Source organism: Enterococcus sp. DIV0436a (assembly GCF_051711605.1).
GTDB classification, from domain to species: Bacteria; Bacillota; Bacilli; order Lactobacillales; family Enterococcaceae; genus Enterococcus_B; species Enterococcus_B faecium.
On record NZ_JBIONA010000001.1, the window covers coordinates 2,714,185 to 2,739,576 of the forward strand.

Here is a 25,392-nt window from a genome sequence, read left to right on the forward strand (position 1 = left end):
GCTAAAGGAGTTTTGTTATTGGATGAAAAGTTAGATATAAAAACTGCGATCAAAGACACGTTACCTACCGTTTTCGGTTATATCGGTATTGGACTTGCATTTGGTATCGTTGGGAAAGCTGCCGGGTTTCATCCGCTGGTCGTCACGTTGATGTCCCTGCTGATCTATGCTGGTTCCGCCCAATTTATCACAGTCAGCATGCTTGCTAGTCACAGCCCATTGCTTTCCATCGTTTTCTCGACCTTTCTAGTCAATTCCCGAATGATTTTGATGAGTATGACGATTGCCCCTTATTTCAAGAAAAATCGGCTGCTTCAAAATCTGCTGATTGGCACATTGCTGACAGATGAAAGTTTCGCACTGGGAATGAATAAATTGAACTATACTGGACAAAAGTTAAACTTTCGTTGGATGAATACAGCTAATTGGATTTCTTATTTGACGTGGGTGGGTTCTTCTCTTGTTGGCGCACTTTTAGGGAATTTTATTACTGATCCGAAAAAGTTTGGTTTGGATTTCGCCATCGTCGCTATGTTTATCGGGTTACTTTATCTTCAAGTCATTTCTGATAGAAACACCTCTAAACGATTACAGTTGATCCTGATTGGTCTCACTTTGATTCTGGTATATGTCGGACTGATTTTTATCCCAAGTAACTTAGTGATTGTAGTTGTAACACTGATTGGGTGCGGATTGGGGGTGTGGATCAAACATGCCTTCTTTTGAGTTTACATTGCTGACTATTTTAGGTTGTACTTTAGCAACTTGGCTTTCTAGGATCCTACCATTTGTCTTACTGAAAAAATTCGATTTACCGCAACCGTTGCTTGAGTATTTAAGTTTTGTCCCGATCGTCATTATGTCTGCTTTATGGTTCAGCAGTCTATTTACCCAAAATATCGGACATCTGCCGCAGATCAATCTCGAAAATGCTTTGGCTTCAGTTCCTACACTTTTAGCTGCTATTCTTTCAAAAAGCTTATTGGTGATCGTCTTGGTAGGAATTCTTTCCCTTTCGTTGATTCGCTTATTATAAATAAAAAAACAAGAGCTTATGTCAAATTACTGTCATGCGCTTTTGTTTTTATCAAAGTCAAATAAGAAAAAAATCGGCGTATTCTTGCTTATCCGTTGAACGGACCACTAACAACGACTTTTCCTAACATATGTCCTGTTTCTACGTCTTTGGTTGCTTGTTTCAAGTTCTTCGCATTCATCCCATCTGAATAGACCTTGCTCAATGTACTGCGGATAATCCCTTCATTTGCTAAAGCAGCAATGTGCGCTAAAGCTTCTCCTTGCGTTTCGATTTCATAGTTATAGTCTGTTTTAGCGAACATATACTCCCAGTCGAAGCTGATAGATTGGTTTTTCCAAACACCTATATCTAACGGCTCTTTGATCCCTACGATCGTTCCCACATGTCCAAATGGTCGGACAAGGTGCTTGATTTGATCAAAGTAGCGGGTAATATCGAATAATACAGCGACATACTCTACTTGATCGATTCCTAATTCACGAAAACTTTTACTTAAGTCGTGATGATAATCGATTGGATAGTCTACACCTGTTTTTTTCAGCCATTCAAAATTCTTCGGACTTGCAGTTGCGTAGACTTCTAGGCCAGCCCAATGCGCTAGTTGATTCAAAATCGAACCGACGCCCCCAGCTCCGTTGATCACTAAGATTTTTTTCCCGCGGTTGGCATTTTCTTCTGGAGTCAGACCAAATTTTTCAAATAACAATTCATAAGCGGTCAATGAGGTCAACGGCAAGGCTGCGGCTTCTTCATCTGAAAGATTTTTTGGTGCAAGAGCGACAATACGTTCGTCAACCAGTTGGTATTCTTGATTGCTTCCTGCTCTTGTCGTTGTACCTGCGTAAAAAACGCGATCGCCGACAGAAAATTTTTGCACTTCATCACCTACAGCAACAACTTTCCCGACTCCATCAAACCCTAAGATACGTAAAGCATTTCTTATCCCGTTATCTTGGCGAAGTTTCGTATCGACAGGATTAACAGATACTGCGTTGACTTTTACCAGAAGATCCCGTGAACTGGGTACAGGTATCTGTTCTTTTTCATCAATAAAGCTTTTTGGATCATCGATCGGCAACCCTTCACAAAAACCGACTACCTTCATTAATTCCTTTTCTGACATACGAATTCCTCCTTAGCTTCATCAAGTTGGAGCATCCATACAGTTTTCATTTCAATATATATAGTATGCTATTTGTTCCACCTTTTTTATTCATCATAATTATTCTCTTACTTAAAGTAAACTATTTGCACTTTTTTGGTTAAAAAAGAGGTTGCGACAAGACTTTTGTCACAACCTCTTATAAACGGTGTTCTCCTACCAACTCTTCGGTCACAAGTTACAATATTCATAAAATATGAGGAGCTATTTTCCCGTTTGTTTCTCTAATACTCAGGTCAAAACGCTGATTTCACAACCTCTTCCTTAAACGGTGTTCAAAAGCTTGCATCTGCGGTAATAAGTCCAACCAATTCAAAAACATTAGGAGTTATTTTTGTTTGGCTGTTCTTATTACTTGATGCAGGACAGCTTTTTCACGACCTCTAATTCACGGTGTTCAAGCAAGAAATCATTGTTCACTGAAAAGCGTTGGATGTTCTTTTTCAAAGGTCTCTAAGATCTCTCGTACTTCATCAGTAGATTTCGTATTCATCAACTGAACTCGCAAGTCATTTGCTCCTGGAAATCCTTTGATATAGATTTTAAAGAAACGATGTAGTCCTGTGATGGAACGCGGGATGATTTCTGAATAATGATCTTGCAGATCTAGTTGCAGACGAAGTAGTCCGATCAGTTCTTTTTCTGTATGTTCCCTCGGATCTTTTTCAAATGCATAAGGATTCTTGAAAATCCCTCGGCCAATCATGATGCCATCAACGCCATATTTCTCGGCCAATTCTTCTCCTGTCTGGCGATCGGGGATATCTCCATTGATCGTGATTAGTGTTTGTGGAGCGATTTGGTCACGTAAAGCAATGATTTTAGGAATGACTTCCCAATGTGCATCTACTTTACTCATCTCTTTACGCGTACGCAAATGGACAGAAAGATTGGCTATATCTTGATGAAGTAGGTGACTGATCCATTCTTCCATCTCAGACATTTCCTTATAGCCGATACGCGTCTTGACGCTGACAGGCAAACCGCCAGCTTTAGCTGCTTCAATCAATTGTGCCGCTACTTCTGGACGAAGGATCAAGCCACTGCCTTTTCCACGTTCTGCTACATTAGGGACTGGGCAGCCCATGTTGATATCGATTCCTTGGAAGCCCATTTCTGCCATAGCACTGCTCATTTCTCTAAAAAATTCTGGCTTGTCTCCCCAAATATGGGCAACCATCGGCTGTTCATCTTCTGTAAATGTTAATCTTCCTCGTACACTGTCTTTTCCATCTGGATGACAGAAACTGTCTGAGTTTGTAAACTCAGTAAAGAAGACATCCGGTGCTGCTGCATGCTTTACGACATGGCGAAATACAACATCTGTTACATCTTCCATTGGTGCTAAAACAAAAAAAGGCTTTGGCAGCTCTTTCCAAAAATTAGTAGTCATTTATTTGTTACTCTCCATTCTATCAAGCAGTGAAGTCGCAATCTTTCTCAAAAACATTGTCATTATACTAGGAAACAAAAAAAGAAGCAAAGTGAACAGCTTAAAAGATGTTTCTGATTGAACAAAAAGAGGACTGTGACAAAAATCTTCACAGTCCCTTTTTCGGAATAAATGGTGTTCTCCTGCCAACTCCTCGGTCACAAGTCAAAATATTCATCAAACATGAGAAGCTATTTTTGTTTGGCTGTTCTTATTACTTGATGCAGAACAGCTTTTTCACAACCTCTCCACTAAACGGTGTTCAATCAGCTGACCCTCGGTATTCGCTCAAAAAACAACAAAATATGAGGAACTATTTTTCCGTTTGTTTCTCTAATACTCAGGTCAAAACGCTGATTTCACAACCTATTTTCTAACTTCTCAATCCTCTTCCTTTATTGATCAAATACCAAGTAACGGCGTACAAAACAACGATGAATAACACAAGTACGATCATCGATGTTGCTACTGGCACATCGATCGTTCCAAGGAATCCGTAACGGAAACCGGAGATCATATAAACGATCGGATTGACTTTCGAAACAGCTTGCCAAAAGGGCGGTAACATCGAGATGGCATAGAAAACGCCACCTAGATAAGTTAACGGCTGCAAAACAAATGTAGGCACGATTGATACATCATCATAAGACTGAGCAAAAATCCCGTTGAGCAGTCCTGCTAACGAAAACAAGATTGCCGTCATCAATAATGTAATAATGACCATAAACCATGAATACACATGAAGTGGTACAAAAAACAAGGAAATGATCGTTACGAGAGAGCCGACGAGAATACTGCGACCCACACCACCAATCACAAAGCCCCAAATGATCACATGCGTAGGAACAGGTGCTACCAAGATTTCTTCGATATTTTTCTGAAATTTTTGAGAGAAGAAGGACGAAGAAACATTGGCATACGAACTAGTGATAGCAGACATCATAATCAAACCAGGAACGATGAATTCCATATATGAAAAACCACCCATGTCACCGATCCGCCCACCGATCATTTTTCCGAAAATAACAAAGTACAAGGATGTCGTGATCACTGGCGGAACCAGTGTTTGGACCCAGATACGCAAATAGCGGTTCGTTTCCTTGATAGCTAAACTTTTTAATGCAGTAAAATAAAGATTAAACATTTTTCTCCTCCGTATGATCATTTTCTTCTGTGATTTTCAAGAACAGTTCTTCTAAACGATTCGACTTATTCCTCATAGAAAGAACTTTGATTCCTTGTCTTGTCAGCTGATCGAAGATTCCGTTCACCCCTTGATTTCGTTCAACTTCGACAGCGATTGTCTGCTCATCTTCAAATGTACAAGCATATCCTTCAATCACAGGTTTGGTATCATATGGCGCTAAATCAAAGATAAATGTTTCAAATTGCAGTTTTGACAGAAGCTCTTTCATACTTGTATTCTCGATCAGTTCACCCGATTGGATGATTCCGATGTTGCGACAAAGCATTTCAGCTTCTTCTAGATAATGCGTCGTCAAAATGATCGTTGTACCATTTTCGTTCAATTCTCGTAGAAACTCCCACATCTCGCGTCTCAATTCAATATCGACTCCTGCTGTTGGTTCATCCAAGATCAGCAAACGTGGTTCATGCATCAATGCCCTAGCAATCATCAGTCTTCGCTTCATTCCCCCGGAAAGCATACGTGCACGGACATTTCTCTTTTCCCAAAGATTGGACTGCTTCAAATATTTTTCGCTGCGTTTCATCGCTTCTTTGCGAGAGACACCGTAGTAACCGGCTTGATTCACGACGATTTGCTGGACCGTTTCAAAGGGATTGAAATTGAACTCTTGCGGGACTAATCCAATCTGTTGCTTTGCTCGGACTAGATCCGTATCCAGATCATAACCGAAGACATTCACTTTTCCAGATGTTTTATTGACTAAAGAAGTAATGATCCCGATCGTTGTAGACTTCCCAGCTCCATTTGGCCCTAATAGCGCATAGAAATCTCCTTCTTTCACCGAAAGATCGATTCCCCGCAATGCTTCGACCCCACTTCCATAGATCTTTTTCAAATTATTTATTTCAAGCGCATTTGCCATTTATTTCCTATCTCCTTATAGACATGATTCTTAATTGTATCATGGAATACAGCAGATGAAAAAACAACTTGGCTTCCACACAAAAACACACCTGCTCACAAAGAGGAGATGTGTTTTCTAGTTCATGATCATCTTCGATAGAATAACTATCTAAACAACTCTGGAACTTTTAAAATCATAAAAGTACCGACAGCAACTACTACGATGACATATAGAAGATCCTTATAACTGAGGTTCTTGTCTTTTTTATTCATGTTAAGCTTTCCTCCGTCCTTTTATCGAAAGCTTTTTTCTTTTATTTTAACCGAAATAAATAAAATGGAAATAGTTATTTTCAATTTCTGTTTTCGCTGTTTGTTTTACGGAGAACTTTGCCATGGAACGTGCGTCTCGTCGCTGATGCTAAGTTTTTTCGATAAAAGCTGCTAGAAGGAAGACAGCGTGGTTTATTTTGTATCGTCTTTTGCTAAATCTTCCAAGATCATCTGGACAGCAGACTCGTTCCCATTGAATTCTGCCACTTTTTTGGCATCAATGTACTTCTTTTGATAATCGTCTTTTTGGACCCACGCATCATGCTTCGTTTGATAAAGTTAATCAAACGGATACCACTGCCGCTGTTCATCGAACAACAAACTTTCTTTTTGGGCCTGTTCAACTATGGATTTAGGATAATTCAAAACTTTCAGCAAGGCAATCGCATTTCGGGTCCTTGAAGGTCCTTCTTTTAATTTGAAATCAAAACTGATTCCTTTTCCTTCTGTTACTTGTTCTTCAAAGTGGACATTCTCACAATAATTCTTTAAAATCTCTGTCAATTCGATATCATGTGTGGCGACAAATGCTAAAGATGGATACTCCGCAAGCCACCGAACGACTGAAGCGGAAGAAGCAATCCGTTCGATCGTATTTGTTCCTTTTAAAATCTCATCTACGAAGCAGTAGCAGCGTTCTTTGGAAGCCACTTGGTCCAGCAAACGTTTGATCGATTTGATTTCTGAAACAAAATAACTGTCGCCTTCAAATAAATCATCTTCGATTGCCATGGAAGTCAACACATGTCCAGGTTGCAAGGTAAACTGTTCTGCAATCGCTGTTTGGATCGTCTGTGCTAGAATACAGCTGATGGCTATACTTTTGACATACGTAGATTTTCCTGATGCATTGGAACCCGTGACTAATGTATTCTTCTGCCAGTTGACTGGATTCACTACCGCTTCTTTTAACAATGGATGATAGATATCTTTCGCTGTCACACCGCCCTCAGTAAACTCTGGTCGGCAAGTGATCGGCATATAGGTGCGATAATTCAAAACGGCGGCTGCAACTTCCAATTCTCCCAGCAATTCCCACAGCTTGATGGCTTCAGTTGAATGCTTTTCTAATTTAGTGAGAACGAAATGATAGGAGATAAATGGTAGCATGAACATGATGTTGACATATTCAAAAATCAATTCTGCTTCACTCCCGCTCTTCATTCGAAATGAAAAACCTAATTTAGGGATGTCTCTTAATGGTTTAGTTTGCTGTTTCAGCTCTTTTTGAAGTGGTGTCGTCATTTTTGCTAACTGATTGGCGGCTGAAATCGTTGAAACCAAATAACTCATGCTATTCAGCTCTGTTTCTAGTGTTTGTTTCTTCACTAGATAATAGACCGTATTGAATACTAAGCCACCGATTGCTAGATAGATTCCTAGTACTTGCCCTAAAAGAAGCAAACCTACACCCACCAGCGGAAGCAAGCCAAGAAAAATAAATAAACCTACGCGTCCAATCTTTTTACTTTTTCCATCCGCTAGATATTGTTTTGCAAAATTATGATCTTTTTTTCCTAAACGAGCGAATTGATATTGGATTCTTTCTCTCAGTTGAGGATTTTCCTGATAAAAAGCAATTAGTTTTTCTAACTGATAATCTTCTCCAAAATCAAAGCTACGTAAACGCTGATACAACGCTTCTGAACCTACACTAGAATAGGTACTGTTGATCCCTTCAAATACTTCGAACATATCCAAGTCATACCAAGTAAGATCGTCGATTTCACTATCCCATGAACGGAATTTTTTCTCCGTGAGCCACGCATCCTTCAAACTTTCTTCTTTATCAAATCTCGGTTGATAAGGAATTTTCCCCCAATTACTACGAACTGTTTCCTTTACTTTCAAACGTGAAAAAATGTCTAAAACAACTAATAAAATAACAACTGCAATAATAATTAAAACGATAAATTCTCTTTGGCCCATATCCCTCTCCGTTCCTTGATTTGTTAGTTTTAGTATAGCACTGTTGCGCTATTTGAAAAGGGGGTACAAAAATAACTATCTTCGTTACCTAATTCGTATCAATCACACCAAAATAAAAACACCTTCCAAAAAAGAAGATGTCTTTAAAACGAGATACAATTTTTTTGTCATTCACTTCAGGTAAATTAGAGCCAATTAAACCCTCCGCAACTTGACGGAGATGGAGAAGATGCCCCCGTCTAATCTAGCGGTCATCTCTCCTCCCATTCCTTCCACCAATTTTTTTGACAGGTAAAGCCCGATTCCGCTAGATTCCGTATTTGTGCGGCTGGTATTTTCTGTATAAAAACGCTGGAAGACTTTTTCAACAGAGGTTTGCGCTCCTGGTTTGATAGGATTGGCCACTGTTAATCGAATGAATGGATCCTCTTTTGAAAATGTCACCTTTGCTTGTCCATCTGCATAACGCAATAAATTCTGTATGATATTTTGCAGCACTCGCAGCAACATGAGCGGATCTGCTAATACAGTTGTATTTATCGAGTGTTCAGCGAACGCTACCTGGATATTTTTCTCAGAAAATTGTTCATAAAAAGAGAAAAATACTTCTTCCACCTCTTTAGAAAAAGAAAGCGTATGGAGATCCATTTCTTTTTGCTTCGTCTCTATTCGAGCAAGATCATAAAACTGATCCGTCATACTGAGTAATCTTGCAACAGATTGTTTGATGATCGTTAAATACTTCTCCCGTTTCTCCGTATCCTCTACCTGTTCCAGTAATTGTACATAACCGTTAATAGCAGTCAAAGGAGTTCTGAGATCATGAGAAAGGCCGACGATCGATAGTCTGATGTTTTCTTCCATTTCTTGAAATGCTTGTCCTTTTTGTTCATTTTCATCCACCCATGTATTCAGTGCATCTACTAGGTCCATTAGATTCTTTTCTCGAAATTCGACTGAAAGACGACCACCATATTCTTGTCGTTCAGAAAGAGTGGCGATTTTCTTAGTTAATCGCTTGATTTCCCTTTGCAGGAAGAAAATAAAACTTCCCATAAAGATAACAACGAGAAGCAACAGCCACTTAATCAAATCTAAACCCCACTCCCCACACCGTATGAATATACACAGCATGTGCCTTTGCTAGTTTCCCTCGAAGATTGGAAATATGCATATTCACTGTTTTCTCACTATCAAAATATGGTTCTTGCCAAACTGTTTCATAAAGATTTGCTCGCGAAAATACTTTTTTCGGATGTTCTAGAAAAAGCTTCAGCAGATCGAATTCTCTTCCTGTCAAATGGACAGCCACGCCATTCACATTTACATCCCTCGACTCTTTGTCCAGTAAGATTTCCTTGTAATAGATGCGTTGTGACAGATCTTTTACTTGGACAGAAGTCTGATGACGAAGTTGGATGCCGATTCGTAACAAAAGTTCTTCGATATCAAATGGTTTCGTCACATAGTCATCCGCTCCTGCTACCAACAAGGAAACTTTATCTCTTTGATCGCTTTTTGCTGAAAGAACGATAATCGGAACATTCGATGTCTGTCGGATTTCTGCTAACAATGCTTCACCTGAAAGCCCTGGAAGCATGAGATCTAGAAGGATCAAATCGACAGGATATGTGCTTAACAATAATTTTCCTTCCGTACCTGAATAAGCATCAAGAAGTTTGTATCTCTGTTCAAGAACCTCCTCCAGTAAGGAATGAACAGCTTCATCGTCTTCGATAATCAAAATAGTTTCCAGCAGGACCACCTACTTAATGTCAGATTTTTGGAAAATAAACATTCCTAGAGCTGATGATACCACGATTGTTACTAGACTGACCAGAATCATTTTCGGTGCTTGCGAATAAGTTGCTTGTTGCGCAAAGTCCGTATACATGAGCCACGTTTCCGTAAACCACTCCGTTAGAAATTCCAAGCCTTTGATTTTTGCGAAAACACCGGGAACGAAGGCCGTTCCCATGATATAAAGAAAAGAAAGAAGCAAACTGACACTGGTACTTCTAGTGATGAATGTCAAAGCCACTGGAACAGATAATGTCCCTAATGTCAGCAGAAGCAATACAGGAAATACTTTTAGAACATAATTTCCATAGTTTTTGATTCCCTCAACTTCACCAAATCCGAAAGCAAGTGTGTAAGCAATCATGGCTAGCCCCGTAATCAAAACCACGCCAAGTGTTGTGATCAAAAGCGTAACGAGAAGTTTCGACACATAATAAGTCATTCGATTCCGTCCTAAAGATAACGTATTGCGAATCGTACCGTTTTGAAATTCTTCCCCAATATAAAAGCACGCAAATGCTGCGAAAGCCAGAAGAATCCATGCAGCCATTTTTTCCACCATTAAAATCCCTGTTGCACCGTTGATGACTGTATCCGTTGCTTGGTTTAATTCATTGCCGTATTTTGTATGCATATACCATTCGTTCCAAGAATAAAAAAGCGGAAGTACGACCATCAGTCCTAGTGAGACCCACATTTTACGGCTCTTCCATACTTTTATTTTTTCAGCAGTTAATAGATTAAACATGTGGATTGCCTCCAGTTAATTGTAAGAAATAATCTTCCAGTTTTTGCCCAACTAGGTGGATACCATCCACAGGAACTTTTGCCTCTACCAATGCTTGATTGATGGCTGCTACTTGGTCAATTCCTTCAAAAAGCTGGATAACACGGCTAGATTGGACAAAATAATCCCTATAACCAAGAGAGTCGAGAACCGTTACTGCTTGTTCCGTCGCCGAAGTGTCAATTTTTATAAATTGACGAGATTCTTGTGCCAATTCTTCTTTCGATAATTCTTTGATCAAGTGTCCTTCATGCAAAATACCATAGTGAGTGGCGATCTGTGACAATTCATCTAGCAAGTGGCTAGAAAGCAAGACGGTGATTCCCCGTTCTTTTACCAAACGTTGGATGATTTCTCGCATTTCTGCCATCCCTGCTGGATCCATCCCATTCGTCGGTTCATCCAAAATCAAAAATTCTGGATTCGTGATCAGTGCATTTGCAATAGCTAAACGCTGGCGCATACCTAAAGAGAAATTCTTTGCTTTCTTTTTCCCTGTATTTTCCAATCGCATCATTTTCAGCAGGTCTTCGATTTCTCTATCCGACACACCGCCGTTCGCTGCTTGGATACGTAGGTTATCTCTTGCAGTTAATTCTGGATAAAGAGCAGGGGTTTCAATCGATTGACCCATACGTCGTCTTGCTGCCTGCAAATCCGTCGTTCCAAATAATTCGATCGAACCTTCATCAATCGAGATCAAACCCATAATAGTTCTCATAAAGGTAGACTTACCCGCTCCATTTTCCCCAATCAATCCATAGATCATTCCACGTTTGATTTCGATCGATACTTTATCTAATGCTTTGGCAGCACCGTATTTTTTGGTTATACCAGTTGCTTTCAAGACCGTTTCATTTCCAAAATCCATACTTATCCTTCTTTCTTATTGATAAGTGAAGTATAGTTGACGGGTATAAAGAAAGCAGCCAGAAATGTATAAAGAAAGTGTAAATTTTCCAATTGAATGTCAAAAAAAACAATCGGACAATACGTGTCTTTCCTATTATCAGGCAGTTTGTTATACGCTTGTATCAGTTTCCTGATTCTTTCTTTTCGACCAAAGTCGTTTCTCTGTATTCCTCTTCACTGAAAATTTTTGCTTCTTTCAGATCAAGCTTGAGTAATTTTACCAGACCGGTTATAAGGATAACTATAGCAAGACTCCCTCCCAGAAAAATCAGACTGTCTCGCAGACGTGGTTGCGTTGTCTTCCAATCAAAGAGCGCACCAAACAGTGCTAATCCAAGTGGACTGGCCACCATGGTAATCGATGTTATCGTTGACATCAGACGTCCTTGTATATGCGTTGGAACTTCTCGCTGAAGCTAGACCATATAAAAAGCAAAAGAAAACATTAATCCTTAAAAACGGACTTATGAAAAATAATACATGCCGTTTGGGATTTACAATTAGCTACCAAATAAGAGGTTATGACAAAAGACTTTTCACAATCCCTTCTTCCGAATAAACGGTGTTCTCCTGCCAGCTCCTCGGTCACAAGTCACAATATTTATCAAACATGAGAAGCAATTTTTGTACATTCCTTCTTATTTCTTGAAGCTGACCACTTCTGTCACAACCTCAGAGGCGGATAAATAATATTGTTTGAAGATACTTGATCTTTTTCCCATTTGTTTATAGATCGAATGATATTATAGACCAAGAATCCTACCTATTAACATAGCTAAAAGCACAAAAAAGGCACTTTCCAAATTGTGGAAAGTGCCAGAAAAGTTAGGATTAAGGTAACTGCGCTCAGCATTGCTTCGCCCAGTACGATTCTCGTAACTCGTGAACTCGAACGATAATCGCAATTAACGTTTTGAGAACTGTGAAGCTTTACGGGCTTTTTTAAGACCTAGTTAATCAAGTCAAGGTTTTATTAAAGAATATTAAATGATTTTTAGCTCTAAAAGCAATGATTCTATGTTATATGTTTATTCACAACTACTTGAAGTAATCCCCTATCATTACCATAAGTTATCACCCTAAAAATCAACTTTGACGAGTTGACGGATTGAAAAAAATAATTACTGGCCTTGAATTAAATTTATTTACTCGAAGAATTTTCTTTGAGCTTATTGACTGTTGAAATTGTTTGATAAAATCATTCCAAAGAAATCTATATTATCCAACACGCACTATGGTCAAATTTTTTCATAATAACATTCGACTATAACATATAATTTAGAAACGTCTATCTATGCTTATTCAAAAATGAAATTGAGTCTCTGAAAATTTGAATGTAGTATTTTAGTAATCATTTTTAATCCTCTCAGATACCTCTATCATTATTTGTTTCAACTTATTTTGTTCATCCTTGTCTAAATAAAGAAAGGTTATATTTTAACGGAAGAATTAACCGTGTTGCTCCACACTCATATAGTAATCATCGATTTATCAAAATATACGTCAAAATATTGCTCTAATAGACAAAAACAAGAAATCTAAGTGTTTTTAATATATAATTAAATTATCCGCTAAAAATTATCCACTAAGAAAGCGAGGGATTAAAGTGACAAAAAATATCATGTCATTACTGGAAGAACTATCTCAGTATTCGTCAGAAAAATACAAAAGCAATATAATAAAACTCGGAATTCCCGAGAAAGAAACAATTGGTGTCAGTACAGCTTGTTTAAGGAAGATTGCTACACGACTAAAGAAAGATAACGCAAATAAGGAATTTATAAAGGCACTTTGGGAAACCAATTATCATGAGGCAAAGATACTAGGTACACTTCTCATGAAAACAATTGAATATTCGCCTGATGAAATAGATTGGTTTATGTCGAGGATAGTTTCTTGGGATTTGTGTGATCTTTTCTGTAAAACAAATTTAATTCACTCTAAACATTTTAACTTCTATATTCACAAGTGGGTTACGATGAACGACTTATACTACAAAAGAGCAGCCTTTACATTGATTGCATCTATGTCCACTCATTCAGTCATAAACCATAAAGAGATTTCTGATTACCTTCTTCTATGCAAAAATTATAGTAACGATGAACGATTGCATGTAAAGAAAGCGATTTCTTGGGCGATTAGAGAGTTGGGAAAAATAGATATTCCAGCAAAAGAAATGAGTATAGAAATTGCTCATGATTTAACTAAATCTGATATAAAAAGCAAGATATGGATAGGAAAAGATGCTCTTAAAGAACTGGTTTTATTAGTTTCAGTTCCAGAAAGAAGTAGATTGATTTCTAAAAAATCTAAAATGGGCAAGAGTTCATTTGAAACAAACAACTAATTCCGTATAGTTCTTTTTTTCACCATATAATTTTAGTATAACAAAATCAAATTACTTTTCTGAATATATTATCTGCAAAGATTGTATTGTAAACTTTTATTTCGCACTTAACAACAAATCTAAAACTTCAAAAATATATTCTCAAACGAAACAAAGTTCGGTAAATTAGCTAACTCACGCTTATCGCTACTTTTAATAGAATACTTAAACAAAATGGAAATCAATAATAGAGCGTCGCTTTTTCTATTAAAGAACTAGCTGAGCTCTTCCAGATGATTGACTCGAAAACATACTTGATATTACTCAGGGCTTCACTTGAAAAAATACACTATTACTGGAATAAAAGCCATACGCTTATATATTCAGAAAATTCTGTTATAATCTGTTGTAATCTGTTGTAATCTGTTGTAATCTGTTATAATAGTTGATATAAAATATAAGGAGTGATTCGAATGTCTGTAAACTGTGTATCATGTGGCATGGAAATGAAAGCGGAATCAGATTTTGCCTTAGGAGATTCATCTAAAAATTATTGTAGTCACTGTACAAATGAAGACGGTACCATGTGGTCCTATGAAGATGCAAAAATTGGAATGACTAACTTTTTGGTTAGCTCCCAAAATATGAAAGCAGAGGACGCCGAATTAGCAGCCATTCAATATTTGTCTGAACAACCAGCTTGGAAGAACTAATCTATTCAAAGTTCAGAAAGTTTATTTTTTAGTATACGTTAAAACATACCTCAAATTAAAACCAGAAATAATCTACCGATCTATTTCCCACACAAAATAAGAAACCCTTGAGAAAATTGTTTAATTCAAGTTCAAGAGTTTCTTATTTTGTGTATCAATATATAAACCAAAAAATTTATTGCAAATCTATATTCAGTTTCCGTATTGCTTTTTATGCACGTGACTTCGATAAAGATACATAAAAATGGGTTTCTTAACGTTTTAATTGATTTATTTTAAAAGCGCAATGTTACTTAAGGTTAGCTTTTTTTCCATTTTTTCGTTTTCTATGCTTCTTTGATAACCTTTTTCTTCGCTAATGACCAAGTTAACCAGCCGTTACGTGCTGATTGTACCAACAATAAAAAAATTAGAGAAAAAGTAACAAATCATGGGTTACGTCATGCCCATATGACCTTACTTTTAGAAGTTGGCGCTAGTGTTAAAGAAACCCAACGATTCCAACATGTGGAAAAAGAACCTAAGTTTTATTTGAAGTACAAAGATAGTAAGAAAAAAGAAGAACGTTTTTATGCGTACCTCATCCACTTACTCGCTACTATTGATCGAATCGATGCACAGACAAGCGAAGTCAATACCGAAGAAATAAAGTTCATGGAAGATTATTTGATGCAGATGGAGACGTGGACGCTAAAGGAAATGAATAACGCAAGCATCATTTTGCCAATGTTGGCAGATGATATCCGCCCTTTATTCCTCTCACGCTTTAAAAAGAATTATCAGAACTACCGTGATTTTGAAGAAGACTGGTCTTTTAAATATGCCAATCATCTACTTAACTATGCCTTGATCCAGCTACTCTTTGATAGATATGAAGAAGCATTGTCTTTAGTTCCCGACCTCCAAACTTTAGTGAAAGAACATCCGAGTTTACAAGGACGCTTAGTCATCACATTGCGTCTTTCTCAACTTGAATTGATTGCTGCTGTTTTTCGAGAAGACGATGATTTCATTCGTTCAGAGACCCAACGAATCCAGACAATCTGTGATCTTTGCTTCCTAGATGAAGAAGTACGTATGGCCTACCCTCGAATCACCGCAGAACACGTCAAAAGAGCCAGAGTATATAAAAAGCAAAAGGAAAAGAAAAGCACTCATCCTTAAAAACAGCTCTATTAAAAATAACGAATGATTAAAAAATTAAAATTAGCTATTAGACAAATAACTGTCCATTTATCTGCTACTCTCTATCATAATAGAAGAAAAAGTACCTCACCAACTTAATTTCTAAATCAAAAAAAATAACACCTACAAAAACAAGAAAGCGCCTTGTAATGATAGAATTGACTGATATTCGTTTTTTTGAAACTTCAATAGATGATTTACTTAAAGGTTTGTATTAGTTTACAAATAGTCGTAAACCCATGCCATTTATAGGAACATGCCAAAGAAGTAAAATAAAAATAGACATTTTTATTTTACTTCTCAATAGTACAACCTCTACTTTTTATCCAAAAAATACCAATAGTTTATTTAAATATGATCGGACGTTTTATCAAGAGATATCCTTCAATTTTCAACAAAGTCCACTCAAAATAGTTGAGTGGACTTTGTTGTTACTTATTAGAGAATATAATTTCCTCTCCAACTTTAAAATCTGGCCACTCATTGGGTTTAGCAATTATTGCTCCTGGTAACACTTCATTTTCACCATCACGGAAATAGATAGAAACATGACCTAATTCATTGAAGTTTGCATTAGCTGCCGAACCAACCTCACCAATTATATATTCTTTACCAGCAATAGTAAGCTTTCCACCTTTTACTATAACATTCTTTTTTTCATCCACATGATCATGTATGACGCTAATTGAGCGTAATTCTGGTGTTGCTTTAGGACCAAAAAGAATCAAAAGACGCTCCTCTTGGAAATCTGGTACAAGGTCCCCTATTTCAGTGATTGTTGTTTTATACATCTTGCCACTTCCTCTCGTATTAATACAATTAAAGAAATTACATAGCAAAACTGTTTACTAAGTTTAACTTAAGCTAACGTAGAAAAAAATATATTTTCAAGTCGTATTTATTGATTACATGGTGTAAGTAGCGTCCAGTACTCTTTCATATTATCTAATTCTAGTCTATTAATAACTCATTCACCACTTTATCAGTAGTTACAATAACATTAATTAATTGATGTTCTAAAGCAAGTTTTATTGACTCAACCTTCTCTATTCCATATGCGATACCAATCACCGTAGGAATTTTTTTTATGTCTTCCAGATTAACACCGATCACACTTTTATTTAGCTGACAGTCAGCCTCTTTACCGTTTTCATCAAAAAACCGCGAGTTAATATCTCCTTTAATCCCACTTTTCTTTAGCTCAGAAATATCTTGTTCTTTGATATAGCCGATTTCAGCCATAGTACTTTTCTCGAATGGACTAGCAACCCCAACCAAGGCAATATCAACATCACGACCTTCTTCTATAACACTATAGATAGTAGGATTTTCGAATAAATCATCTTTAATACGTGGATTAGATACTAACGCTGGGGCGTAAAGATACTTAGCTTTTCCCCTCATTTTTCTTGCTAGATCATATGACAATTGATTGGAATGAATATCAACATAATCATCACCCATACCACCAATCAGTGGATATACTGTCACATCAGGTTGATTGGTGAAAGGATAATTATCGACTAGTTTTCTCAATGATTTTCCCCAAGACATTCCAATTTTTGTTGCTTTTTTTGATGCTTTTTGCAAATACAAAGCTGCTTGCCGACCAATCATCTTATCAACTTCAGATCCAGCTAAGTCCATTGTATCAACGACTATAGCGCTTTTCAGGTTGAATTTTTGCTCAAGTTTCCTTTCAAGTTCTACCGAGTAAACACTCTTGCTATTAATGAATATTTCAACAAGCCCTGCTTCCTTAGCATCAATTAAATTTTTAGAAACTAACGATCTAGAAACGCCTATAATTTTCGCGATTTCTGCTTGTGTCATCCCTTCTTCATAATACATTGACGCAATTTTAACCAATTCTTTTTCATCAGCGCGATCCATAACATCTCTCCTATTTGCCTTTTTAGTAAAATATAACATATAGATTGGCATATGACACAGATAAAAAAATTATTAGTAAAAATTGATTAATTCGTTTTTCTTGTATTGATGAAAAGTTATCTGGTTCTATAACAATTGCGCCTAGAAGAGCTTCAACCTTACTGAATTTGAAATAGATGGAGATATGTCTTAATTCTTTAAAGTTCTTATTTGTAACATTCACCAACGTAAGTAACGGTGTATTCATGTTGTCTCCAATTCATGAATCACATAATTTGTTTTTAACTCATTTGTTGTATTTTGTTCAAATAGAATCAGTAATTTTTCTTTTTCAAATGCAGAAATCATTTTCCCTACTTCTAAAACTTTTCATTAAACCAAATCATCTTCCTCCCTTAATACATTCCAATACTGAATACCCAAGCAATAACTACTGCTAGTACGCCAGTGATGACGCGACTATACAAAATAGCAGGCACACCAACGCGTACCGTTTCAGGTTTAGCTTCTCCTAAAGACAAACCTACTGGAATGAAATCACATCCTGCTTGTGCATTGATCGCAAACAATGCAGGTAAGGCATACACAACTGGGATTGTTCCTGCACCAATTTGTGTGCCAATCAATACACCAACGACCTGTGCGATAACTCCACCAGGTCCCAAAATCGGTGACAAGAAAGGCATACTACAGATAAAAGCAATCGCAAGCATGCCTATAATCGAATCAGAAAAAGGTGCCAGTCCTTTTGCAATTAAATCCCCTATACCAGTATAATTAATGATTCCGATAATCATGGAAATAAATGCCATGAACGGAATGATGTTCTTTAAAATCATATCTACAGCATCGCGACCTGCTTGGTAAAAAATCCCCATGACTTTCCCAATACCACGAGAAAATTTAACTAATATACTGTCTTTCTTAGCATTGGCTGAGACATGATCTGCTTTTACTTTGGCATATGTTTCAACAAAGTCTTCATCGACGACGGAAGCTGGACTAGGAGCCGCATTTGCTTCCGTCGTCACCACGTCCCCCACAACTTCCACATCTTCAGGCTTTACACCTGACACAAAAACATCCTCTGTAATATGTTTTGATAAAGGTCCTGATGGCGAAGATGGCAGTATATCCACGGTCGGAATACGTTTCATTGGATAAACACCGATACGAGCAGTACCACCACAATCAATAACTGCTGCCAGGATTTATTCTTCTGGAACTGAATTAGAGAAACCATCAATCACTTCAGCACCACTTAAATCTGCCATCCGTTGCGCAACGGGGTGAATCCCACCACCAGTCACAGAAATGATTTTTGTTTTCTTACCTTCTGGTTGAATTTCTAAGCCTTGCCCCCAACCATTACTACCCTTCTTTACAAAAATTTTTTTATACATATTTCTTCCCCCTACATATGTTTAGCCAGATTATGCCACTTCTGTTTTAGCTGATGTTTCACGTTTCATTAAGAATTTAGTGATTTTTTCAGTAATGAAGCCACGTACAAAAATTATAACGATACCACATAAAAAATAACGAACTGCAAGACTCCCTTGATCATAACCGGCTTTCATAACACCATTGGCAATTCCAAGATAAACAAACAATTCACCAGCATTTGCATAGGGAAACAGGCCAGTCACTGGGTGTAGAAATGAAACTACTGCATCGTAAAAGGCAGGTTTTTCATCTTCTTCAACGAATTTACCAAATGTGTAAGCCATAGGATTTGTCAATAAAAGAACAGATAGTACTGGCATAACAGTATATCGTAGCAGCAAAAACTTGGCGCTTGCTTTAATTGCTTTATTTACGCGTTCTTCGCCAATAAAGGCAATAATAGAATAAGTAAACGTCAGCAAAACGATCAACAAAGGAATAATACCAGTCATAAAAGCCATAAATTGTTCTCCGCCAGCCTCAAATAAGCCAATAAAGTTTTTGCCAAACCATTCAATATATTTCATTTATTTTTCCTCCTTATTTTAAGTAACCGATTTCATTTTTTTGGATAAAAATGAATGAATCGCTCTCTGCTTAAGAGTTGGTTTTTCTTTGGCAATTTCATTTTTTAAATTTTGTGAAATTGTTTTTCCTGTCAAAACATCACACGGTTTAAACTGCGAAAAAATGGTTAGTCCAGCGTATATATAAGCTTCTGTAATAGTATCTTGACTATCTGTTATAACCACGAGTACTACCGAAGAAATCCAATTTTTTTCCACTTCAGTTGTTAACGTGTATCCAGGACATGTATCGTATCTTTTAATTAGTTTATTCATAAAAGCATTATAGTAACGGATTTGATAAAGACTGAGTAACACCTGAGCGACGATAATAAGTGTTCCTAAAATGGTTAAACCTCGCATAAAAACTCTCTCCTCCAGCCATCATTCTTCAATTGAAAATAGTGATGTCAATCTTTATTAATTGTAATTGAATTGTTCCATCGTCACAAGGCGAATAGGAGCCGTTTTGTATCATATAAAGATAATAAAGTACAAAAAAAGCTGGAGGAAGATCATCTATTACAAATTATGCAAATGCTTCATCTTGTAATTTGCGTAGTTTATAAACTGTAGTTGATTCATCCAATTCTACATCTTCTATCGTTAAAAATGCACCATCTTTAATATTACGTTTAGCAATTGCTCCAGCAATCAACCCGATTGGAATATTAGCATTTGTTACCATATCTTCATGTGTTTCTAATACACCACGAACGCAGAATCCACCAATACCATCAATTTTTTCACCAGCTTTAATATCTTTTTTCGCCACACAGACTGTTTCAGAAATTGGTGCTCCCATAGGTAAAATTGCTGTATCTTGCTCCAATACTGCACGAGCAATTGTAATTGGGGTTTCAAGTGAACATAAATGAAATGGACGATATAAAATGTGGTGATCACGATCTCCTTTCTTCATCAAGTAGTTCATTTCGTGGGCCACGCCTTCATTTTGTCCTTTAACAATACAAAAAATACCAGGAGCAATACCATCTACATACTCAACAACCCCAAATTTACTTAAAACTCCCCCATTTTCTTTTAGATCTAATTTATTGACAGTGCCATCCAAATCAGCTGAGATGCCGTGCATTCCAACCACATCAGGTACAAACCCCATTGCATTGGATAGTAAGTTCATTTCCCCCATTGTCTTTGTACCGTCTTGGAATGAGGCTAAAATTTTAGGACCCATCACTTGTTTTTTTGCTTTTTCAGCTGCTGTGTCAGGATTGGCATGAACCATCAATTTATTATTTTTTCCTTTACCAACAACCAAAACCTCCATACCCATACTTTTAGCAAATTCATACATTTGCATTGTTGCTGCTGGTTCGTCTCCATCTGATCCAGTATAAATCAAATCAGTAGCTCCATACATTTTATTCATTAATGGTCCAATGGTGATATCAATTTCTACATTTAGCAACACAATATGTTTTTTTGCCATCAACGACTCCAAAGAAATTTGTGCCCCTGCTTCAGGAACACCAGTTGCATCAACAATAATTTCAACTTTGTCTGAGTTAATCACGTCTTTGAAATCTGGACTGATCAAAATGTCATGTTTTAGAGCCGAACTCGCTTTATAAGCTTCTGCCGCACGATTAGCAGCTTCCAGGTTAATATCACTGATACCAGAGACAATCATCCCAGGAATAGTTGATATTTGAGAAATCATCCCAAAACCCATTTGTCCTGCGCCAATCACTCCAACTCTAATTGGGTGGCCATCCTTTTCTCGTTGTAATAATTTTGTATATAATGTCATGATTTCTCCTCCTTATTTGTCAAATGACAACAATTATGTCATTTGATTTTACAAAATAGTTATATCATTGTTTTTGTCAAATGTCAACTATATTACCAAACGACAAAAAGGGCTTATTATCGCAAATTACATTATTATAGATATTAAATGAAGAACTGAATAAATATAGACAACTACTGAAAGATTTTTTCTTGAAATTTTATTGATTATATTAACCTTTGTGTTGTAATTCTTTTATTAATATAAATATCTACAAAAGAGGAATTTACTATAACAATGAAAAAATCAGCAAAAAGAAGAACTGATATTAAGCAAACTCCAGATCAATTACTCTTTACTTTCCATGACGATAGGAAAATGTTGCTCAGAGACTACATATAAATTATCTAAAATACTAAATGAATTCGATCGTCGTCACAGAGATCTTGTTCAGACAATGATGCATAAGACGAGATACATCGATGTTACTTTATAGCAAAAAAATCTGTCTCATCCTTGAACAAATTCCAGATGCATTGATCTATATCGATATAAATATTACTCGAACTTACCTGAACACTTAGCGTGATGCAAATGCCAGTTGGTGAAATTGCTTAACGTAATTTATCTCAAAAAAGCATACCAAAATGTTGTCAACAACAAAAAAGACGTTTCACAAACAATGTTGTGAAACGTCTGAATCGCTGATCTACAAGATATATGAACGTTTTGAGCATTGAGATGCTTTACGAGCTTTCTTAAGACCTGGTTTTTTACGTTCAACCATACGTGCGTCACGAGTAAGTAACCCAGCACGTTTTAAAGCAGAACGGAAATACTTATATATCAACGTTTACAATGGTTTTTCTCACCATTTATTCCCCTTTAGAATACAGTCTTAAATTCTTCGATTTACCTCAAAATTTCAAAATCCAGACCCAAAAATAAAAAAGCCTAAAATTAAGGCTTTTCTATTTTTACCTCTAAATCAAGTTTTCTGCCATTAGCTCTGCTTGTGTAATCACTAAATCAATGGTTTCTAAATCCGTCTTAAAATTATTTTTTCTCAAAAAACGTTTAATTTCAACTCTCATTCGGGCTTTCTCAGAACTACGTTTTGTCCAATCAATTGTCATATTTTCTTCAATGGTTTTAGCGATACCTACTGCAATATCTTTTAGAACTTGTTCATCTTTATCCGAATTTTTAGAGATAACATCATAAAAGGCTTTTTCTTCGACTGTCAAGCCTAATTCTTCGCCTTCTTCTTTCATTGTTTTCATGTCTTTTGCCAATTCAATTAATTCACGAATGGCAATTTCAGAAGTAATTCCTCTAGTATTGTATTTATTGATTGATTTTTTCAATAGTTCAGAGTATTTTTCTGCTTGAACAACATTCGTTTTTTGAATAGACTTTATTTTTCCTGCTAATAAATTTTCAAGTAATTGTAAAGCAAGATTCTTCTGTGGCATTTCTTTAATTTCTTCTAAAAACTTATCAGACAAAATAGACAATTCAGCTTTTTCTAATCCTAGAGAATCGTAAATATCCACAATATCTTCCGTTACAACAGACTTAGAAATTAATTGCTTCAGTTCTTCATCGATTTGTTGAGGAGATTTTACTCCATCTACAAAGTTTAATTTAATTAAATATACTTTTACAGCTTTAAAAAAGGCAATTTCAGCGTTGTATTGTTGAACTTCTTCCTCTGTCACACACAAAGCATACGCTCGAGTGATTTCCGTTACTAAATCTTTAAATCTCTTAACATCTTCAACATCATCTAATCCTAAAATATAGTTTGCAGCATTTGTAATAACTTGTAATTTTTTCGCATAATCTGTTGAATTGAAATTAGAATAATCAAACTTATCTAAAATCGTATTGGTAATCAAATCATATTTTTCTTTGACTAAATTCACAGCAATTTGGGTATCAATCCCTGCTTGTTTTTGGTCATTTGGTGTATATTCTTGTAGAGCATTTTTCAAATTCGGTGCAATACCAATATAATCGACAATCAATCCACCTGTTTTGTCTTTAAATACACGATTTACACGAGCGATTGCTTGCATTAAATTATGCCCTTGCATTGGTTTATCAATATACATGGTATTCATGCTAGGAACATCAAAACCTGTCAGCCACATATCTCGAACAATAACAATTTGAAGTTCATCAGAATCATCTTTCATTCGCTTCGCTAATTTATCACGTCTTGTCTTATTCCCAATAAAAGGTTGCCAATAATCTGGGTCACTACTTGAACCTGTCATTACAATCTTAATTTTCCCTTTGTCATCGTCATCAGAATGCCAATCAGGACGAAGTTTAATTATTTCTTGGTATAAATCAATCGAAATTCTTCTAGACATTGTAACAATCATTGATTTACCGAAAGAAGCCTCTTGTCTTGTTTCAAAGTGTTTCACAAAATCTTGAGCCAATTTTTCTAATCGAGGTTGTGAACCTGTGATAGCTTCTATCCGACTCCATTTTGCTTTTGTTTTTGAAGCGACATCATCTTCTTGACCTTCCACAATGTCTTCTACTAAATCGTCTATATCTAATCCATCAGGAAGTGATACAGGGATGATTCGGCTTTCATAATAGATTTTTACTGTAGCTCCATCTTCTACCGCTTGGGTCATATCATATACGTCTATATAATCCCCAAACACAGCTTTTGTAGACTTGTCTGCACTAGAAATAGGTGTTCCTGTAAAACCAATGTAGGAAGCATTAGGTAACGCATCTCGTAAGTACTTAGCATACCCGTATTTGATTGAGCCATCTTTTGCATTAACATCAGCACTAAAACCATATTGAGAACGGTGAGCTTCATCTGCCATCACGATAACGTTTCGTCTATCAGACAATACATCCATCTGGTTACCTTCTTTAGGTGCAAATTTTTGCATGGTACTAAACACAATGCCACCCGCATTGACAGACAGTAATTCTTTTAGCTCGTCCCCATCATTGGCTTGTTTTGGTGTTTGTCGTAATAAATCACTTGATTGACTAAACGTTAAAAACAATTGGTCATCTAAATCATTTCTATCAGTTAAAACTACGACAGTAGGATTGTTTAATTCTTGTACCAACTTCCCTGTATAAAAAACCATTGATAGGCTTTTACCTGAACCTTGAGTGTGCCAAACAACCCCAATTTTATTATCTCCTTCAGTGCTAACTGCACGTTTTGCTTCTTCTACTGCACGATTCACTGCATGGTATTGATGATAGGCTGCTAAAATTTTAATCGTTTTATCCCCATCAGTTTTAAACAAGATAAAGTGATGAAGTAAATCAAGTAATACTTCTGGATTACACATTCCTTTGATTAGCACTTCTAATTGACTACTAGCTGTTCCATGTTCCACTTTTCCATCAATCGTTCGCCAAACCATGAAACGTTCTTCATTACTTGATAAAGTTCCTACTTTTGCTTGCACACCATCACTAGCAACCATAAATTCATTAAACGTAAGTAATGAAGGAATTTCTTGTTTATATGTTTGTAATTGGTTATAAGCGTCTGAAATGCCTACGGCTTCATCAGTCGCATTCTTTAATTCAAACAGCACAATAGGTAATCCATTGACAAAAAGAATAATATCCGTTCTCTTGCGTTGATTATCCTCTTCCACGATAAATTGATTGACGGCTAAAAAGTCATTATTTTTTGGTTCATTAAAATCAAATAATAAAATGCGTTTTGTCACATTACGATTACCTTCTCGCGTAGGAATTTCAATACCATCTGTAATGTATCTATGGAAAGTCTGATTATTGACCGCCATATTGGGATGTTTATGGACAGTAATTGTCTTAATGGCTTCATCAATCACTGCCATTGATAATTCAGGATTAATTGTTACAAGAGCTTCTTTCAAACGGTCTATTAATACCACTTGTTTGTAATCTTTCCGTTTAGACATCCCACTATCCTCTAATTCTTTGGCAGAAACAGAAGTATATCCCACTTCTTCTAACCAACGTAAAGCAACTAACTCTAAATCATTTTCATTGAAATGGTATTCTTCAGCCAAAA

At 36.5% G+C, this 25,392-nt stretch carries 21 protein-coding genes and 3 pseudogenes; 5 read left to right on the forward strand and 19 right to left on the reverse strand.

The window, feature by feature from the left end:
* Positions 1 to 18: 18 nt before the first annotated feature.
* Both IGL15_RS13420 and IGL15_RS13425 read left to right on the forward strand, forming a co-directional pair.
* Entirely contained in the window at positions 19 to 726 is a 708-nt protein-coding gene (locus IGL15_RS13420; RefSeq protein ID WP_104765223.1) for an AzlC family ABC transporter permease, read from the forward strand.
* On the forward strand, positions 713 to 1,036 hold the full coding sequence (locus IGL15_RS13425) for an AzlD domain-containing protein (RefSeq protein ID WP_002302707.1): 324 nt from the start codon (positions 713 to 715) through the stop codon (positions 1,034 to 1,036). Before IGL15_RS13420 ends, IGL15_RS13425 begins: the two co-directional genes overlap by 14 nt.
* Before the next feature lie 88 nt (positions 1,037 to 1,124).
* On the opposite strand, the gene IGL15_RS13430 is transcribed toward IGL15_RS13425, so the two are convergent.
* The 10 genes from IGL15_RS13430 to IGL15_RS13475 form a co-directional block, all read right to left on the reverse strand.
* Positions 1,125 to 2,162, reverse strand: coding sequence for a zinc-binding alcohol dehydrogenase family protein (locus IGL15_RS13430; RefSeq protein ID WP_104765224.1), 1,038 nt, complete (start codon positions 2,160 to 2,162; stop codon positions 1,125 to 1,127).
* A gap of 448 nt (positions 2,163 to 2,610) precedes the next feature.
* Positions 2,611 to 3,594 carry a tRNA dihydrouridine synthase gene (locus IGL15_RS13435; RefSeq protein ID WP_104765225.1) on the reverse strand — a complete coding sequence of 328 codons (984 nt, stop codon included), beginning with the start codon at positions 3,592 to 3,594 and terminating at the stop codon, positions 2,611 to 2,613.
* Positions 3,595 to 4,006: 412 nt separating this feature from the next.
* Positions 4,007 to 4,777 (reverse strand): ABC transporter permease, encoded by a 771-nt coding sequence (locus IGL15_RS13440; RefSeq protein ID WP_002287492.1) that lies wholly within the window; start codon positions 4,775 to 4,777, stop codon positions 4,007 to 4,009.
* Positions 4,770 to 5,705, reverse strand: coding sequence for an ABC transporter ATP-binding protein (locus IGL15_RS13445; RefSeq protein ID WP_104765226.1), 936 nt, complete (start codon positions 5,703 to 5,705; stop codon positions 4,770 to 4,772). Before IGL15_RS13445 ends, IGL15_RS13440 begins: the two co-directional genes overlap by 8 nt.
* Positions 5,706 to 6,298: 593 nt before the next feature.
* Positions 6,299 to 7,948 (reverse strand): MutS-related protein, encoded by a 1,650-nt coding sequence (locus IGL15_RS13450; RefSeq protein WP_002287495.1) that lies wholly within the window; start codon positions 7,946 to 7,948, stop codon positions 6,299 to 6,301.
* A gap of 195 nt (positions 7,949 to 8,143) precedes the next feature.
* Positions 8,144 to 9,040, reverse strand: a complete 897-nt coding sequence (locus IGL15_RS13455; RefSeq protein ID WP_104765227.1) for a sensor histidine kinase — start codon at positions 9,038 to 9,040, stop codon at positions 8,144 to 8,146.
* On the reverse strand, positions 9,033 to 9,713 hold the full coding sequence (locus IGL15_RS13460; protein ID WP_002307762.1) for a response regulator transcription factor: 681 nt from the start codon (positions 9,711 to 9,713) through the stop codon (positions 9,033 to 9,035). Before IGL15_RS13460 ends, IGL15_RS13455 begins: the two co-directional genes overlap by 8 nt.
* Positions 9,714 to 10,496 carry an ABC transporter permease subunit gene (locus IGL15_RS13465; RefSeq protein ID WP_002307763.1) on the reverse strand — a complete coding sequence of 261 codons (783 nt, stop codon included), beginning with the start codon at positions 10,494 to 10,496 and terminating at the stop codon, positions 9,714 to 9,716.
* Positions 10,489 to 11,406, reverse strand: coding sequence for an ATP-binding cassette domain-containing protein (locus tag IGL15_RS13470; RefSeq protein WP_002287502.1), 918 nt, complete (start codon positions 11,404 to 11,406; stop codon positions 10,489 to 10,491). The genes IGL15_RS13465 and IGL15_RS13470 overlap by 8 nt, the downstream gene beginning before the upstream one ends.
* A 163-nt stretch (positions 11,407 to 11,569) precedes the next feature.
* On the reverse strand, positions 11,570 to 11,824 hold the full coding sequence (locus IGL15_RS13475; RefSeq protein ID WP_104765228.1) for a hypothetical protein: 255 nt from the start codon (positions 11,822 to 11,824) through the stop codon (positions 11,570 to 11,572).
* A gap of 1,229 nt (positions 11,825 to 13,053) precedes the next feature.
* Here IGL15_RS13475 and IGL15_RS13480 point away from each other — a divergent pair.
* The 3 genes from IGL15_RS13480 to IGL15_RS13490 all read left to right on the forward strand — a co-directional run bounded on the left by IGL15_RS13480 (position 13,054) and on the right by IGL15_RS13490 (position 15,650).
* Positions 13,054 to 13,794 carry a DNA alkylation repair protein gene (locus tag IGL15_RS13480; RefSeq protein WP_231691965.1) on the forward strand — a complete coding sequence of 247 codons (741 nt, stop codon included), beginning with the start codon at positions 13,054 to 13,056 and terminating at the stop codon, positions 13,792 to 13,794.
* Between the two features lie 452 nt (positions 13,795 to 14,246).
* Complete coding sequence (locus tag IGL15_RS13485; protein ID WP_002307766.1) at positions 14,247 to 14,486, forward strand: zinc ribbon domain-containing protein; 240 nt, start codon at positions 14,247 to 14,249, stop codon at positions 14,484 to 14,486.
* Positions 14,487 to 14,936: 450 nt separating this feature from the next.
* A complete protein-coding gene (locus IGL15_RS13490) occupies positions 14,937 to 15,650 on the forward strand; it encodes a transcriptional regulator (protein ID WP_225585776.1) in 714 nt (237 codons plus the stop codon).
* Between the two features lie 452 nt (positions 15,651 to 16,102).
* Here the strand turns inward: IGL15_RS13490 and IGL15_RS13495 are convergent, their stop codons facing one another.
* The 9 genes and pseudogenes from IGL15_RS13495 to IGL15_RS13535 form a co-directional block, all read right to left on the reverse strand.
* Entirely contained in the window at positions 16,103 to 16,462 is a 360-nt protein-coding gene (locus IGL15_RS13495) for a PTS glucitol/sorbitol transporter subunit IIA (RefSeq protein WP_002307769.1), read from the reverse strand.
* A gap of 160 nt (positions 16,463 to 16,622) precedes the next feature.
* On the reverse strand, positions 16,623 to 17,564 hold the full coding sequence (locus tag IGL15_RS13500; protein ID WP_002307771.1) for a sugar-binding transcriptional regulator: 942 nt from the start codon (positions 17,562 to 17,564) through the stop codon (positions 16,623 to 16,625).
* A 243-nt stretch (positions 17,565 to 17,807) separates the two neighbouring features.
* Positions 17,808 to 17,921: pseudogene (locus tag IGL15_RS13505) on the reverse strand (PTS glucitol/sorbitol transporter subunit IIA); the annotation flags it as partial.
* Between the two features lie 38 nt (positions 17,922 to 17,959).
* Positions 17,960 to 18,967: pseudogene (gene srlE, locus IGL15_RS13510) on the reverse strand (PTS glucitol/sorbitol transporter subunit IIB).
* Positions 18,968 to 18,997: 30 nt separating this feature from the next.
* Positions 18,998 to 19,537: a PTS glucitol/sorbitol transporter subunit IIC gene (srlA, locus tag IGL15_RS13515; RefSeq protein ID WP_002307775.1), complete on the reverse strand. Its 540-nt coding sequence runs from the start codon at positions 19,535 to 19,537 to the stop codon at positions 18,998 to 19,000.
* Between the two features lie 18 nt (positions 19,538 to 19,555).
* The gene (locus IGL15_RS13520) at positions 19,556 to 19,939 is read right to left on the reverse strand and encodes a transcriptional regulator GutM (RefSeq protein ID WP_002307777.1); all 384 of its coding nucleotides are present in this window, start codon (positions 19,937 to 19,939) and stop codon (positions 19,556 to 19,558) included.
* Positions 19,940 to 20,105: 166 nt separating this feature from the next.
* Entirely contained in the window at positions 20,106 to 21,350 is a 1,245-nt protein-coding gene (locus IGL15_RS13525) for an NAD(P)H-dependent oxidoreductase (protein ID WP_104765229.1), read from the reverse strand.
* A gap of 688 nt (positions 21,351 to 22,038) precedes the next feature.
* A pseudogene (gene rpsI / locus IGL15_RS13530) lies at positions 22,039 to 22,164 on the reverse strand (30S ribosomal protein S9); the annotation flags it as partial.
* A gap of 148 nt (positions 22,165 to 22,312) precedes the next feature.
* Positions 22,313 to 25,390, reverse strand: a complete 3,078-nt coding sequence (locus IGL15_RS13535) for a type I restriction endonuclease subunit R (RefSeq protein ID WP_104765230.1) — start codon at positions 25,388 to 25,390, stop codon at positions 22,313 to 22,315.
* Between the last annotated feature and the right edge of the window lie 2 nt (positions 25,391 to 25,392).